This window comes from Bordetella genomosp. 11, assembly GCF_002261215.1.
In the GTDB taxonomy this organism is placed as follows: Bacteria; Pseudomonadota; Gammaproteobacteria; order Burkholderiales; family Burkholderiaceae_B; genus Bordetella_C.
The window spans coordinates 3,469,111-3,484,359 of the sequence record NZ_NEVS01000004.1 but is presented as its reverse complement, the minus strand read 5'-3'; the positions used below and the strand labels follow the sequence as shown (position 1 = coordinate 3,484,359).

Here is a 15,249-nt window from a genome sequence, read left to right as displayed (position 1 = left end):
CGGGCAGGCGGACGGTCAGGCGGCCGCCATGGTCGCCGCCAACGGCATGCTCGCCACGACGTGGTTTACCCCTGTGGTGAGCGCCGCTTCGTCGATCCCGTAGACGTGCAGCGATATCGCTACGGTATCGCCGGCGTTGCCCAGGCGGTGTATCTGGCCCAGGCCGGGGGCCGCCGTGACGATATCTTCCGGCAGCCGGCGCACTTCGCATTGGGCGCGCGCGCATTGGGCGTCGTCGTCCCAGGTATAGAGGGTTTCGCGCAATTCGCCTCTGACGATCCGATAGGCGCACCAGGTGTGATGTCCGTGCACGGGGCTGAATTGCCCCGGCGGCCACACCAGGTAGACGACGGTGAAGCGCCCGTGCGGGTCGGCATACGCGACATGGCGGGAATAAGCGCCGCGCGGTGCCGCCAGGGCATCCGGGCAGACCGCGTCCAGCGCGCCGTGGGGGTCCGAGTCGGCCACGCCCTTGGCCAGCGCGCCCAGCAGGCCCTCGCTAGGCAGATGGCCGGCGGCAAGAATGGAGTCGCAGAGCGGCGCAAGCGCCGCGGGCGGAGAAAGATGTTGCATGGTTTTTTTCCGCATGACGGTTCGATTCCATGCTACCGGGAGGGGAGAGCAAAAAAATTGCTGATTTGGCCCTCCGATCGCGCGATATTGGAATGCTCTTGCGCGATCGCGTCGATTGCCCCTATTCGCCGCCGATGACCGGTACTTCGTAGGCCCGCACCGGCGGCGCGGCGCCGTGCCACGGTTCGATGTCGACCAGGGCCGACAAGGCGCTGCTGCCCTGGGCCAGTTGCGAGGTACCGATATCCGGCGTCAGTACATTCGGGTTGCCATGCCGCTCCAGCGTCGCGTCGTCGGCGTCGAACCAGGCTCCCGTCGACATGACGAGCACCCCTTGCATGACGCCGTCATCGACGATGGCGCCCGCCAGGCAGGCGCCGCGCCCGTTGTGGATCCGCACCAGCGCGCCGTCGTCGATGCCGCGTGCGGCGGCATCGGCGGGATGGATGCGCACGGGCTCCCGGCCATGGATCTTGCTGGCATGGGACAGGGCGGCGGGGTCCAGTTGCGAATGCAGCCGATGCGCCGGCTGGCTGCTGACCAAATGCAGCGGGGTATGCCGTGCGGCGTCCGCGCCCAGCCACTCGGACGGCGCGAGCCAGGCCGGATGGCCGGGGCAATCGTCGTAGCCGAAACCGGCAATGCGCTCGGAATACAGCTCGATGCGGCCCGACGGCGTTTCCAGCCGGTGCGCGCCTGGATCGCGGCGGAAATCCTCGAACAGCACGAAGTCGCGGCGCGGCGGTGGCAAGGCCACATAACCTTGTCGCCAGAAGTCCTCGAACGGTGGCGCGCCGGGCAGGTCGGCCGCCCGCGCCCAGCGGGCCCGCATGCCTTCGTACATGTGCGCGAGCCAGTGCCAGGCGTCGCGGCTTTCGGTATAGGCGGCCTCGTAGCCGCCCATCGCCGCCAGTTCCCGATAGATGTCGAAGTCGTCCCGGCTTTGCCCCTGCGGCGGCAGGGCGCGGTGCATCGCGAAGATATAGCCGTCACGCGAGGATGCGCCGATATCGTTGCGTTCCAGCGTGGTGGTGGTGGGCAGCACGATATCCGCCCGTCGCGCGGTGGGTGTCCACCAGGTTTCGTGGACGACGATGGTTTCCGGCTGCTGCCATGCGGTCTGCAGGCGGTTCAGGTCCTGGTGGTGGTGGAAAGGGTTGCCGCCCGCCCAGTAAACCAGACGCACGTCCGGATAGCGGTATTCCTCGCCGTTGAACCGGTACGGCGCGCCCGGGTGCAGCAGCATGTCGGCGACGCGGGCCACGGGTATGGATCGCGCGGCGGGGTTGCGGCCTTCCGGCAGCTCGGGCACCGCGGCATCGACGCGCGGGTTGCCCGCGCTATTGATCGAGCCGAGGCCGAAACTGAATCCACCGCCCGGCAGGCCGATCTGCCCGAGCATGGCGGCCAGGGCGATGCACGCCCAATAGGGTTGCTCGCCGTGGTGCGCGCGCTGCAGCGACCAGGTGCAATTCACCAGCGCGCGGCATCCCGCCGCGTCCAGCGCCAGCCCCCGGATCCGTTCCGCCGGTACGCCGCAGATTGCCGAGGCCCATTGCGCATTTTTTGCCTGTCCGTCGGTATCGCCGCGCAGATAGGCGGCATAGCGCTCGAAGCCCTCGCAATAGCGGGCCAGGAAGGCGGTGTCGTGCCGGCCGGACTCCAGCAGGACACAGGCCATGCCTATCATGAGCGCCGCGTCGGTATTGGGCCGTATGGGTATCCATTCGGCGGGGATATCCGCCGGCATGTCGCCGCGCGTCGGAGAAATAACCGCGATGCGCGCACCGCGCGCGGCCGTGCGCCGCAGCCAGTGGGCGGTAGTATGCTCGCCCGCGCCACCCGCGATGACCTGCGCGTTGCGCAGCGGCATGCCGCCGAAAGCCAGCACCAGATCGGTGTGCCCGGCCACGCTGTTCCAATCCGTGACCTTGCCGGTAAGCGGCTGCCAGGTGCCGATCACGTGCGGCAGCAGGAATTGAGCCGCGCCCCAGCTGTAATTGCCGACCTGGTCGGTGCACCCGCCGCCGGCATACAGGAAGCGGCGGGTCTGGCTCATGGCGTTATGGAAGCGGCCGGCGGAGGCCCAGCCGTAGGAGCCGCCGAAAATCGCCTCGTCACCGTGTGCGGCGCGTACCCGTGCCAGTTCTTCATGGACCAGCTTCAGCGCAGTATCCCAGCCGACCTCCACATAGCGGTCGGTGCCGCGGCCTTCCCCCATGCCGCGCCGGCGCAGCCACCCTTCGCGCACGGCGGGCCGGGCGACGCGCAGGGGCGAGTGCACCATGTCCGGCATGGCGTGGATCATGGGGGAGGGGGCCCGGTCGCGGTGGAAAGGCTCGCAGGCGAGCAGCCGGCCGTCGCTGACCACGGCGGTGTAGGCGCCCCAGTGCGACAGCGAGGGATAGCGTTGGACGTCGGCAGGCATGATCCCGGTGGTTTAACACAAACCCCGGCGGAGGCCGCCGATGGACGCGGCTCCCCGGAAAGGGCAAGATGGCGCCCGACGCGGAGGAAATTCCATGGATCAGACCGATATCAAGATCCTGAGCCTGTTGCAGAAAGACGCCGGTTGCTCGGTCGCGGAAATCGCCGAACAGGTCAATCTGTCGGTGACGCCCTGCTGGCGCCGCATCCAGAAACTGAGGGAAGACGGCGTCATCGCCCGCAATGCCGTGCTGCTGGATCCCAACGCCCTGGGCTTGAAACTGACCGTGTTCGTGACCATCAAGACCAGCCAGCACAGCGTCAAATGGACGCGCCGCCTGATCGACGCCGTTCAGGCCTTGCCCAATGTGGTCGAATTCCACCGCATGGCGGGCGATATCGATTACCTGCTGAAGGTCATGGTGGAAGACATGGCGGCCTATGACCGCTTCTACCGCCGGTTGATCGAAGCGGTGGACCTGCTGGACGTCAGTGCCAGCTTTTCCATGGAAGTGATCAAAAGCACCACGGAACTGCCCCTGGACGGCCTGTAGTGGATGCGTGGAGAAAAGCTTTTCGTTGTGGCTTCACAACGGGAATGCAATTTTCCTTTCAGTTGATTCCAGTACAGTCAACTTGCAAGTTTTTTTCTCCGGCGTGGGCGTACGATCTTCATCGTTCAACCTCGCACGCCGATAGAGATAGACCAGCATGTCCGCGGTTCCTTCCGACGATCCCGCCGCACCGTTTCCCGCCGTCATTCCTGTCGCCGGAGCCGGGCGTGGGGCTGCCGGGCAGTCCGCGCTACCGTCTGGTTTTCCCGGATGCTGGAACGGCACCGACGATCTCTGGGTGTTTGCCTACGGCTCCCTGATCTGGCGGCCCGGCTTTGCCTGGCAGGAGCGGCGGCTGGCCAGCATCCACGGGTACCACCGGTCGCTTTGCCTTTGGTCGCGTCATCACCGCGGTTCGGACCTGGCGCCCGGACTGGTCTTCGGGCTGGACCGGGGCGGTTGTTGCCGGGGCGTCGTCTTTCGCATCGGCGCCGCCGACGTGCCGGCCGCTTTCTCGGCGCTATGGGAGCGCGAGATGATAGGCCAGGCCTACACGCCCCGCTGGTTGACCTGCCATAGCGAGCAAGGGCCGGTGACGGGCCTGGCTTTCCTTTTGAACCGGGCCTGCGCGGATTACGCCGGCGATGTCGCCGAGGAGCGGCGGCTGGACATCATCCGTACCGCGGTCGGCCGTTCCGGCGCCTGCCTGGAATACGTGCTCGAAACGGAACGCGCTTTGCGCGACCACGGCATCAGCGATTGCCGCCTGGGCGAGCTGGTGCGGCGGCTTACGCTGGCATTTTGAGCCGTCCGGGCTTCAGAAGGTCCACTTCCCGAACATGAACAGCACGTTGCCATTACCTTTTCCGCCGGGGATGTAGGTGGCGTAGAAGGTGGCCTTGTCATAGCCCACCGAGGCCAGCGGCAGTATTCCCGGAAAGGGGATGTAGTGGAAGATGTCCTGGCGCGCCGTCAGGAACGCGGTGTAGCCGATGCCGAAGCGCCAGTTCTGGCCGACGCGGCCTATCTTCTGGTAGCCGTAGCCCGCGATGGGTTCGACGTGGCCGTGCGAGTCCAGGAAGGCCATGCCGTACAGCCCCTGCCAGTCGCCATCTTCGTCATAAATACCTTTGCCCCAGCCGCCGCCCCAGCTTTCCTCGCGGAAAGACTTGATCTTGTCGGCGGAATACGCCGCGCGGTTATGCCAGGCGTACCCGCTTAAATAAAGCTCGTCGCTGCCCTGGTTCCATATCTGGTCCAGGCGGGCGCAGGCGCTTTGCGCCCAGTCGGGCACGTTATCGCAGGCGTGTGCCGTGAAGGGCAAGGCGGCCGAGGCTGTCAGTAACGCGGTGGCGCTGGCACGCCGGGCGGCGCGGACGAAGGAACGTTTCATTGCGGAACATGGTGGTTGGTGAACGCCATGTGACACCGCGGCGGCGTGGAAGTGCCTGCACAAACTGGCGTGTCCGCAAGCGAATGCAACGGCTCGCGGTTCCATGCCCGGCATGCCGTGGATGAATCGTGGAAGCCGCGCGCGGGTGGCGGGCGGAGGACCGCCCTGGCGTTTCTAGAGCAGGAACACCGTTGCCAATCCCAGGAAGATGAAGAAACCCAGCGAGTCGGTGGCGAAGGTCAGCAATACCGAAGACCCGATCGCGGGATCCTTGCCGAATCGATCGCGCAGCATCGGCACCAGCACGCCGACCGATGCGCCGACCAGCATGTTGCAGATCATGGCTGCCATCATGACCAAAGCGATGGATACGGAACCGGAGATCGTCCACGCGAACAGCGCGGCCACCAGGCTGCCGCACAAGCCCACCAGCAGCGTCACCAGCAGTTCGCGCTTGACCAGCTGCCACAGGTTGCGGCCGGTGATGCGGCCAACCGCCAGGGCCCGGATGATCATGGTCATCGTCTGGTTGCCAGAATTGCCGCCGATGCCGGCGACGATGGACATCAGGAAGGCCAGGATGACGATATGGCTGACCGTGCTTTCGAAGCGGGAGGCGACGAACGACGCCGTGGCCGCCGTGCACAGGTTGAACAGCAGCCAGGGCGCCCGATTGCGCAAGGCCATCGCGACGGGAGCGAAGATATCCTCTTCCTGCAGGCCGGCGCGCGACAGGGCCTGTTCCTGCGAGTCCTCGCGCATGACATCCACGACGTCGGCGATGGTTACCCGCCCGATCAGGCGGCCCTGGTCGTCCACCACGGGGGCCGAAACCAGGTCGTATCTTTCGAAGGCCCCCGCGGCGTCGGCGTCCGAGTCCAGGGCTGCCAGCGTCAGGTAGTCCGTGGTCATCACATCGCGCACGGCGGTTTCGGGCTCGCTCACAAGCAAGGTCGACAAGGGCAGGGTGCCTTGCAGCTTGTCCTGGCGGTCGACCACGAAAATCTGGTCGGTGTGATTGGGCAGTTCATGCAGGCGCCTGAGGTAGCGCAACACGACTTCCAGCGTCACGTCCTCGCGGACGCGCACCATCTCGAAATCCATGATGGCCCCGACGCTGTCTTCGGGGTACCCCATGGCCTCGAGCAATTGCGCGCGCTCTTCGTCGGTCAGGCCTTTCTGCACTTCGGCCACGACGTCGGCCGGCAGATCGGGCGCCAGGTCCGCCAGTTCGTCGGCGTCCAGGTTCTCTGTCGCCGCGACCAGGTCCTGCCGGTTCATCGTTTCGATCAGCGACTCGCGGACCCAATCCTCGACTTCCAGCAGGACGTCGGCATCGTGTTCCGAGCTGACCAGTTTCCAGACGGCCTGCCGTTCGTCCTTGGGCAGCGATTCCAGGATGAAGGCGATGTCCGACGGATGCAGGCCGTCGACGAGTGCCTTCAGCTCGGCTTCATGCTGTCGCTGTACCAGTTGTTCGACCAGGTCCTGGCGCGTGTCGCCCTCTTCCTGCCGGTGCACCAGGCTGGCGACCAGCTCCTGCCGGCGCAGCAATTCCTGCACTTCGGCGAGCGCGTGCTGGGCGTCTTCGGGATCCAGGCGGCGCGGCGCGGCGGCCGGTTTGTGTGGAAGATCGACTTCGGTCATGCGCGCGGCGTCCGTTATAGCGCGGGTAGCGGGCGGCTGCGGCGGGCATCGTCCGTCGCGACATAGACCAGGGTGGCTTCCGTGACCTTCACGACTTCCGCGTCCAGGCGCTGGCGCTGCGCGTAGACCTCGACGTCTACAGTGATGGAGGTCGTGCCCGTCTTCACGATATCGACGTAAAAGCTCAACAGATCGCCGACGAATACGGGCTCTTTGAAGATGAAGCTGTTGACCGCGATGGTGGCGACACGGCCGGCCGCGCGCCGCGCCGCCGGGATCGAGCCCGCGATATCGACCTGGGCCATGATCCAGCCGCCGAACACATCGCCATGCACGTTCGCATCGGCGGGCATGGGCATGACGCGCAGGACGGCCTCGCGATGCGCGGGCAGGGCAACGAAGGGCGAGGTTTTACTGGCGGACATGAACCGGCTCCTGACGGACAACCGGCCGATTATGACGGAAATTCGTCCCCGTCGCGTGACAACCGCCCGATCGTTCAGCCGACCAGCCGCACCAGGCCGTAACCGCCGAAAATCAGCCACAGGTACAGAATGAATCCCAGGGCCATCACGCGCGGTCCCGCCTTGCGGATCTGGCTAAAGCGCGTTTCTATTCCCAGCGCGGTCATCGCCATGGTCAGCGCGAAGACATCGAGCCTGCGCAGTTGCGCCAGCGCGTCGGCGGGCAGCATATGCAGGGAATTGACAACGGCCAGGGCCAGGAAACCGATGGCGAACCACGGGATGGGCAGGCGCGTCGCGCCGGCGTGGGTCGCGTCGGACCTGGCGCCGGCGGCCCGGCGCAGCCACAAGCCCAATACCAGCAGCACTGGCACCAGCAGGGCCACGCGCGTCATCTTGACGATGGTCGCGACCTCCGTGGTTGCCGGATCCACATTGCTGGCGGCGCCGACGACCTGGGCGACTTCATGGATGGTTCCGCCGATATAAATACCCAGATCCTGCGTATCCAGGTGCAGCCAGCCGGCGTGGTAGAAGACCGGATACAGAAACATCGACAGGGTACCGAACAGCACGACGGTGGCGACCGCCACCGCGCTTTTGTGCGGCTGGGCGCGCAGCGTGGGTTCGAAGGCCAGCACGGCCGCTGCGCCGCAGATGGCGCTGCCGGCCGAGGTAAGCATGGCGGTATCGCGGTCCAGTCCCAGCAGGCGCTGGCCCACGACGGTGCCGATCGCCAGCGTACTGACCACGATCCCCACTGAAACCGCCAGGCCGGGCAGGCCCACGGCGGCGATTTCCTGGATACTGATATTCAAGCCGTAGAATGCCACCGCGATGCGCAGCAGCCGGCGCGCGGCGAAATTGACGCCGGCCCCCCATTCGTGCGGCATGGTGCCCCGCAGAAGGTTGCCATACGCCATGCCGCAGACGATGCCCACGACCAGCGGAGAAAAACCCAGGTTGTGCAGAAAGGGCAGGTCGGCCAGCTGGACGACCGCGACGGATAACAGGGCGACAAAGAAAACGCCATTCAGCTTGTCGCGCCAGAGCGTGGCTACAGGCAGGCCCGCGATGGTGGTGTTCATGATGGGATTCCTCGGCCGGAGGCGACGGGGACGCCCGTCCCTGTCATGACTGCGCCGCCAACCTAAATTACAGGTAGTAATGTAGGCGCCGGGAGATCATTTGAAAAATTATTAGTTCGGATGTTAAATATCCGAAATTCCGATATCGGGCCGTCCACCCGTGGGCGCCTCGTCCCGGCCAGCCTCGCTGTCCTCGCCTTGCCGTGTACCCGCCATGACTCCTGAACAACTGCTGACCTTCGCCTATGTCGCCGAGACGGGCAATATCAGCCGCGCGGCCGAACTGTTGCATTTATCGCAACCGGCGGTCTCCGGCCAGCTGCGCGCCCTGCAGGAGTGGTTCGGCGAACCCCTGTACCGGCGCAGCGGCCACGGTATCGCCCTGACCTCGGCGGGCGATAAGCTGGTCGAGCATGCGCGCCAGGTGCGCCAGGCCTATGCGCTGGCGCGGGGCGTGCGCGACGCCTGGCGGGGCATCGCGTCCGGCTCGTTGCGGCTGGGCGCGAGTACGACGCCCGCCAGCTATGTATTGCCCGGCCTGGTCGCCACATTCCGCGCCCGCTACCCGGCGGTGGCGTTGCAGCTGTCGGACGGCAACACGCGTGAAATCGTCCAGCGCCTGGCGCAGTTGGACATGGCTTTCATCGAGGGCGATGTCCCGACGGGGCTGCCTGCCGACACCGCCGTCTATGAATGGCGCGCCGATGAGGTGGTGGCCGTGGTGCCGGCCGACCATGATCTGGCCCGGCGCGGCCAGGTTCGACTCGCGGACCTGGCCAAGTATTCGCTGGTGATGCGGGAGCAGGGGTCGGGCGTCAGGGGACTGGTCGAACGCGCCTTCCATGCCGAAGGCCTGGTTCCCGACGTAGCGCTGGAACTGGCCGGCGTCGAAGGCGTCAAGCAGGCCGTACGCGCCGGGCTGGGTATCGGCTTCGTGTCGGTCATGTCGATGCGCCACGAGGATGGCGCGCTGGTCGCGTTGCGGATCGGCGGCGGGGGCTTGACCCGCATGCTCAGTATCCTGTTGCCGCACGCCTCCGCGCCGGCCCGCGCGGCCTCGCTATTCCTGGAAATGTGCCGTGCCTAGCGCGCTCCCGCCTCGGCTGGCCGGCTCAAGCGGGCCAGGGCCAGCCGAACCCAGTACGTGGCGCCCAGTCCCAGCAGGTCATCATTGAAATCGTAGCTGCCGTTATGCAGCATGCAGGGGCCCAATCCATGGCCCGCCGTGCGGTGTTCGCCCCAGCCATTGCCGATCCAGACATAGCAGCCGGGAATTTCCTGCAGCATGAAGGCGAAATCCTCGGCGCCCATCGAGGGCTGCACATGGTCATCGACGTTGCTGGTTCCGACCAGCTCGCGCAGCACGTCGGCGCATACGGCCGCCTCGGCGGGATGGTTGATCGTCGGCGGATAGTGCCGCTGGAAATCGAAATCCACGTCGCAGCCCAGCGCGGCGCAAGTATGCACGGAGATATCGCGCATGCGCTGTTCGATCAGATCGAGCGATTCCATCGTGAACGTGCGCGCCGTGCCCCGCATGACGGCCTCGGTGGGCACCACGTTGTCCGCGCTGCCGGCGTGGATTTGCGTGATGCTCAGGACGGCGGCATCGAGCGGATTGCGGTTGCGCGTGATGATCGTCTGCAGCGATTGCGCCAGTTGCACAGCGGCCATGACCGGATCGACGCCCAGGTGCGGCATTCCAGCGTGCGAACCCTTGCCCGAAATCGTGATCCGGAAATCGTTGCTGGATGCCATGATGGGCCCCGGCGTCAAGCCGAACGAGCCTTGCGCCATGCCGGGCCAGTTATGCATGCCGAACACCGCTTCCATGGGGAATTCGCGGAACAGGCCGTCGTCGATCATGCGTTTGGCGCCGCCGCCGTGTTCTTCGGCGGGCTGGAAAATGACGTGGACGATGCCTTCGAAATCCCGGTGTGCCGCAAGATAGCGGGCGGCGCCCAGCAGCATGGCCGTGTGCCCGTCGTGCCCGCACGCATGCATTTTGCCGGGATGCCGGCTGGCATGCTCGAACGTGTTGATTTCTTGCATCGGCAGGGCGTCCATGTCGGCGCGCAAGCCGATCGCGCGTGTGCCGCCGGCATTGCCGCGTATGGTGCCGACCACGCCGGTGCCGCCCAGGCCACGGTGTACTTCGATACCCCATTCCTGGAGTTTGGCAGCCACTACGTCGGAGGTCCGGAATTCCTCGAAGCACAGTTCCGGATGGGCATGCAGGTCACGGCGTATGGCGGCGAGGTCCGCCTGCCAGGCGACGATGGGTTCTAGCAGTTTCATGGAGCACCGTTGGGTTGCACGCCCGGGCGGGCGCGGCAAAAATAGACCAGGCCATCAGGCCGGAGACGCCCGGCACGCCGCAACGGACGGCGGGGCGGCTGGACGATCGAGCGTATCATCAAACCCGGCCTTATTAAATTGGAGACATCTACCATGCAGCGTCCATGGCTGGCCGAATATCCCGCGGGTGTTCCCGCCGAGGTTTCCGCCGACGGCTACGTGTCTCTGGTGGATTTGCTGGACCGGGCATGCGAGCGTTACGCCAGCCGGGTCGCCTGTACGGCGATGGGGACGGATATTCTCTACGAGGCGCTGGACCGCCATGCGGAGTGCTTCGCCGGATGGCTGCAGTCGCTGGACCTGGAACGCGGCAGCCGGGTTGCCCTGATGCTGCCCAACGTTCCCGCTTATCTGGCCTGCATGCTGGGAACATTGCGCGCTGGCCATGTATTGGTCAACGTCAACCCCTTGTACAAACCGGTGGAGCTGCAGCGGCAGCTTTTGGACAGCGGCGCCCAGGTCATCGTCGTCCTGGAGAACTTCGCGCACACCCTGCAGGACGTGCAGGACCGGGGAGACCTGCGCCACGTCGTCGTCACGGCGGTGGGCGACCTGCTGGGCGGGGTCAAGGAAACCGTCGTGAACCTGGTGGCCAGGCACGTAAAAAAGGCCGTGCCGGCATGGCGCATCGACGGCGCGCTGCCCTTGACGCGGGTCCTGTCCATCGGCCGCCGGCATGGATTCGAGGCGCCGGTCCTGTCGATGGACGACCTGGCCGTGCTGCAGTACACGGGCGGTACGACCGGTACGCCCAAGGGCGCGATGCTGACTCATCGCAACCTGGCGATCAACGTTTTGCAGACCGAAGCGGTCGCCTGGCCGGCATTGCACGACGTGGCCGGCCAACTGACGATCATCAGCGCCTTGCCGCTCTATCACGTCTTCGCGATGACTGTCTGCGGCCTGTACGGTATGCACGCCGGCATGCGCAACCTGCTTATCCTGAATCCGCGCGACCAGCCTGCCCTGATAAAGGCATGGCGCGATGTGCCGGTGAATATCTTCCCGGGCGTCAATACGCTGTTCAACGCCCTGGCCAACAATCCTGACTTCGCGGCGCTGGATTTTTCCGCCTTGCGCCTGACATTCGGCGGCGGCATGGCGGTGCAGAGTACCGTGGCCGAGCGCTGGCGCGTCATGACGGGCCGGCCCATCATCGAGGGCTACGGCCTGTCGGAAACAGCACCGGTGGCAGCCGTCAATCCCACCGATACGCTGGACTTTTCCGGCTCCATCGGCCTGCCCGTGCCTTCCACGGATGTGGCGATCCTGGACGATGAAGGCCGGCCGGTGCCCGAGGGCGAACGCGGGGAAGTCTGCATCAAGGGGCCGCAGGTCATGCGCGGGTATTGGCAACGGCCGGAGGAAACCCGCGAGGTCATGACCGCGGATGGCTATTTCCGAAGCGGCGATATAGGCACCATCGACGCACGCGGGTACATCCGCATCGTCGACCGCAAGAAAGACATGATCACCGTGTCGGGCTTCAAGGTGTACCCCAACGAGGTCGAAGACGTCGTTGTCGCCCATCCCGATGTCCTGGAGGTTGCCGCCATCGGCGTGGAGGACGAGCGCTCCGGCGAAGTGGTCAAGGTCTTCATCGTGCCGCGCAGCGCTGCCCTCTCGCAGGCGGAGATCAACGCATGGTGCCGGGAAAGGCTGACGGGGTACAAATGCCCGCGTGAAGTGGAGTTCCGGGCCGAGCTGCCCAAGAGCAACGTCGGCAAGATCCTGCGGCGCGAGCTGCGCGGCGATGCCGGGCGGCCTGCCGCCGCGCCTGCCCAGTCGTCGGCCGTGCGTCCGACCGTCGCGCCCTAGCGGATTCCTATTGCGAGCGGTAGCGGTCGCCGGTTTGTTTCAGGCCGCCGGTTTCTTGGTCAAGTGCGGCGCGATCATGGCCTTCAGCGCCGCGGCAACCGAGGGGTTTCCGGACACCACATAGCCGCCGATGGGCCAGCTGTCCACGCCGTACATGTCTTCCGCCACGCCGCCGGCCTCGCGCACGATCAGTGTTCCCGCCGCGACATCCCAGGGCGCCAGCCCCATTTCCCAATAGCCGTCGTAGCGGCCCGCCGCGGTCCAGGCCAGGTCCAGCGCTGCGGCGCCCAGCCGGCGCACGCCGCGCGTCGTGTTGATGGCATCGTGCAGCGTGGGCATGTATTGCTGCGCGAACGAAAAGTCCCGGAAAGGGAAGCCGGTGGCGAGTACCGCGTCGTCCAGCGTCTGCGTGCGCGAGCAGGCGATCCGATGGCCGTTCAGCCATGCGCCCACGCCGTAAATGGCGTTGAACAGTTCTTCCCGGCAAGGATCGTAGACCACCCCCACGACCGGCGTATCGACCGACAGCGGCGCGCCCGCGTCCACGCGGGTTCCCGCGTGCGCGATCAGCGCGATCGAGACCGCATAGTGCGGGATGCCATGCAGGAAATTCGTGGTGCCATCCAGCGGATCGATGTACCAGGTCGCCACGCCATCCACCTTGCCGCCGGTTTCCTCCGCGACGATGCCGTATTTCGGTGTGCGCTCGCGCAATTCCTGGATGACGGCGGCTTCCGCTTCGCGGTCGGCCTGGGACACCAGGTCGTTGCGAGCCTTGCGGTCGATCACCAGATCGGCGCGGTGATGCGCGTACGATTGCAAAATGGCGGCGCCGGCGTGCGCGGCTTTCACCGCGGCGTCCAGGGCCGCGCACAGGTCCAGCTGCGCGGTGGGAGAGTGGGCTTGCGCGGAGGGTTGCATGCTTGTCTGGCGATAGATAATCAGGGTTTGGCCGCGGCGCGTTGCGGCGGGCAGCGGGATCGTTGCCCCATAGCCCGATTCTACGCCGCGCATTGAATCTTCACGATGCATAGTCCATGTTCGAGCCTTCTACTGTTGCTTATCAGCCGTTGAATCCGGCCGAACCCTTCCTCGATGCGAACGGAGTCCCCCGTAGCCGCGAGTTCGGCGACGTTTATCACGCGGCCGACGGCGGGTGGGCGCAGGCGCGCCATGTATTCCTTCAAGGCAATGCTCTGCCGCAGCGCTGGCAGGGGCGCGCCGGGTTCACCGTCTGCGAGACCGGATTCGGCCTGGGTTTGAATTTTCTCTCGCTGTGGCGTGCCTGGCGGGACGATCCCCGTCGCCCGGCCCGTCTGCACATGGTGTCCTTCGAGGCGCATCCCTTGCGCGCCGACGATCTGGCGGCCCTGTTGCGTCGATATGCCGTGGACGGAGCCGTGCCGGACCTGGCGGAGGAACTTATCGCGCAATGGCCGCCCCTGTTGCCGGGCGTCCACCGGCTTGAATTCGAAAACGGCGCGGTGACGCTGACATTGGGATTTGGCGATGCGGGCATCATGGCCGCGGCGCTCGAGTTCGCCGCCGACGCATTTTTCTTGGATGGCTTCGCGCCCGCCCGAAACCCGCGGATGTGGACACCGGAATTGATGCGCGCGCTTGCCGCCCACGCCGCGCCGGGCGCCACGGCGGCGACCTGGTGCAGCGCGGGTGCAGTCCGGCGGGCGCTGCAGGACGCCGGCTTTGCCGTGAAAAAACGTCCGGGCTTCGCGGGTAAGACACATATGACGGTGGCTACCCATGCGGGTGTCCGGCCGGCCGCCGATGCGACGCCGGCCGGCGTCGCCGTGGTCGGTGGCGGCCTCGCGGGGGCCGCGATCGCCCAGGCGCTTCATCTGCGTGGTGTTGACGTGACCGTATTCGATGCGCAGGGCACGGCATCGTCGCATCGCGGTCATGTCGCCGCCGCGCTGACCCCGCTGGTCGCGCGCGACGACAACGCGCGGGCTCGCCTCTCACGGGCCGGCAGCCTGCGCGCTTTGGCCCGTTGGCGCATCTTGCCGGAGGATGCCCGGCCATGGCAGTGCGGCACGCTGCAGCTATCGCGCGATGCCGGACGCGCCGCGGATGCCGCGTCCGTGCTGCAGGCGCTGGGCTTTCCGGAAACCTGGGTACGCCGCGTCGATGCGGCCGAGGCCGCCGAGCTGGCCGGGCTGCCCCTATCGCGCGGCGGGCTTCACTTCGCGGCGGGCATGCTCGTGCGGCCGCATCCATTGATCCAGGCGCTGGCGGCGGCACCTGGCATCCGGCACGTGCGCGCGAACATCCGGCGCCTCGATCATCGATCCGGCACATGGCGTCTGTATGCGGACTCCGACGCCGAAGCCGGCCAGGCGCCGGTCGTCGTACTGGCCAACGCGCTGGACGCGCGCAATGTCCTGCACGCCAGCGGCCTGCTCGCCCCGTTGCCGCGCGTCGCCCAGATGCATGCCCTGGCGGGCGAAGTCACCATGCTGCCGGACCATGGCCTTGGCGGCGGCCCGCGCTGCATCGTCGGCGGAGAGGGCTATCTGCTGCCTGCCGTGCAGGGATGGTGCGTAGCCGGTAGCACCTATGCCCATGGCGCCACGGAAAGCCGCGTCACGGCGGCGGGTCAGGCCGTCAATATCGGCAAGGCCGCCGGGCTGCTGGCGGAGGCGGGCGTACTGGCGCCTTATGCCGCCGCGGCCGGCTCCCTGCCGGGCTGGGCAGGATGGCGCGCCGTCCTGCCGGGCCGGCTGCCGGCGATCGGGCCGGTCTCCCATGCCGATGGACTTTATCTCGCCACGGGGTATGCCTCGCGCGGTTTGAGCTGGGCCGCGTTGGCGGGCGACATCATCGCGGGGCGATTGTGCGCCGAGCCCGCCGTACTGGAATCCGAACTTCTGGCCGCCATCGCGCCGCGCTGAGCGCTAGCCGCGGAAAAT

Annotated in this window: 13 protein-coding genes; 5 read left to right on the top strand and 8 right to left on the bottom strand. The window is 66.5% G+C overall.

Going from position 1 to position 15,249, the window contains the following annotated elements:
• Positions 1-15: 15 nt before the first annotated feature.
• Together CAL28_RS23340 and CAL28_RS23335 are read right to left on the bottom strand one after the other, a co-directional pair.
• Positions 16-573 (bottom strand): cysteine dioxygenase family protein, encoded by a 558-nt coding sequence (locus CAL28_RS23340; RefSeq protein WP_254926207.1) that lies wholly within the window; start codon positions 571-573, stop codon positions 16-18.
• A gap of 121 nt (positions 574-694) precedes the next feature.
• Positions 695-3,001 carry a molybdopterin-dependent oxidoreductase gene (locus tag CAL28_RS23335; RefSeq protein WP_094843553.1) on the bottom strand — a complete coding sequence of 769 codons (2,307 nt, stop codon included), beginning with the start codon at positions 2,999-3,001 and terminating at the stop codon, positions 695-697.
• A 94-nt stretch (positions 3,002-3,095) separates the two neighbouring features.
• Between CAL28_RS23335 and CAL28_RS23330 the strand changes: the two genes are divergently transcribed.
• Together CAL28_RS23330 and CAL28_RS23325 are read left to right on the top strand one after the other, a co-directional pair.
• Entirely contained in the window at positions 3,096-3,554 is a 459-nt protein-coding gene (locus CAL28_RS23330; protein ID WP_094843552.1) for an Lrp/AsnC family transcriptional regulator, read from the top strand.
• 157 nt (positions 3,555-3,711) lie between these two features.
• On the top strand, positions 3,712-4,359 hold the full coding sequence (locus CAL28_RS23325) for a gamma-glutamylcyclotransferase (RefSeq protein ID WP_094843551.1): 648 nt from the start codon (positions 3,712-3,714) through the stop codon (positions 4,357-4,359).
• A gap of 12 nt (positions 4,360-4,371) precedes the next feature.
• On the opposite strand, the gene pagP is transcribed toward CAL28_RS23325, so the two are convergent.
• The 4 genes from pagP to CAL28_RS23305 all read right to left on the bottom strand — a co-directional run bounded on the left by pagP (position 4,372) and on the right by CAL28_RS23305 (position 8,146).
• Complete coding sequence (pagP, locus tag CAL28_RS23320; protein ID WP_094843550.1) at positions 4,372-4,947, bottom strand: lipid IV(A) palmitoyltransferase PagP; 576 nt, start codon at positions 4,945-4,947, stop codon at positions 4,372-4,374.
• 174 nt (positions 4,948-5,121) lie between these two features.
• Entirely contained in the window at positions 5,122-6,594 is a 1,473-nt protein-coding gene (gene mgtE / locus CAL28_RS23315) for a magnesium transporter (RefSeq protein WP_094843549.1), read from the bottom strand.
• A gap of 14 nt (positions 6,595-6,608) precedes the next feature.
• On the bottom strand, positions 6,609-7,019 hold the full coding sequence (locus CAL28_RS23310; protein ID WP_094843548.1) for an acyl-CoA thioesterase: 411 nt from the start codon (positions 7,017-7,019) through the stop codon (positions 6,609-6,611).
• A 74-nt stretch (positions 7,020-7,093) separates the two neighbouring features.
• Positions 7,094-8,146, bottom strand: a complete 1,053-nt coding sequence (locus CAL28_RS23305; RefSeq protein WP_094843547.1) for a YeiH family protein — start codon at positions 8,144-8,146, stop codon at positions 7,094-7,096.
• 214 nt (positions 8,147-8,360) lie between these two features.
• On the opposite strand from CAL28_RS23305, the gene CAL28_RS23300 reads away from it, so the two are divergent.
• Positions 8,361-9,233: a LysR family transcriptional regulator gene (locus tag CAL28_RS23300; RefSeq protein WP_094843546.1), complete on the top strand. Its 873-nt coding sequence runs from the start codon at positions 8,361-8,363 to the stop codon at positions 9,231-9,233.
• Here the strand turns inward: CAL28_RS23300 and CAL28_RS23295 are convergent.
• Positions 9,230-10,444, bottom strand: coding sequence for a M20 aminoacylase family protein (locus CAL28_RS23295; RefSeq protein WP_094843545.1), 1,215 nt, complete (start codon positions 10,442-10,444; stop codon positions 9,230-9,232). The two genes, CAL28_RS23300 and CAL28_RS23295, sit on opposite strands and share 4 nt — an antisense overlap.
• 153 nt (positions 10,445-10,597) lie before the next feature.
• Here CAL28_RS23295 and CAL28_RS23290 point away from each other — a divergent pair, with 153 nt between their 5' ends.
• The gene (locus tag CAL28_RS23290; protein WP_094843544.1) at positions 10,598-12,322 is read left to right on the top strand and encodes an AMP-binding protein; all 1,725 of its coding nucleotides are present in this window, start codon (positions 10,598-10,600) and stop codon (positions 12,320-12,322) included.
• A 39-nt stretch (positions 12,323-12,361) separates the two neighbouring features.
• Here the strand turns inward: CAL28_RS23290 and CAL28_RS23285 are convergent, their stop codons facing one another.
• On the bottom strand, positions 12,362-13,243 hold the full coding sequence (locus CAL28_RS23285) for an inositol monophosphatase family protein (RefSeq protein ID WP_094844801.1): 882 nt from the start codon (positions 13,241-13,243) through the stop codon (positions 12,362-12,364).
• Between the two features lie 116 nt (positions 13,244-13,359).
• Between CAL28_RS23285 and mnmD the strand changes: the two genes are divergently transcribed.
• A complete protein-coding gene (gene mnmD / locus CAL28_RS23280) occupies positions 13,360-15,231 on the top strand; it encodes a tRNA (5-methylaminomethyl-2-thiouridine)(34)-methyltransferase MnmD (RefSeq protein ID WP_094843543.1) in 1,872 nt (623 codons plus the stop codon).
• Positions 15,232-15,249 lie beyond the last annotated feature (18 nt).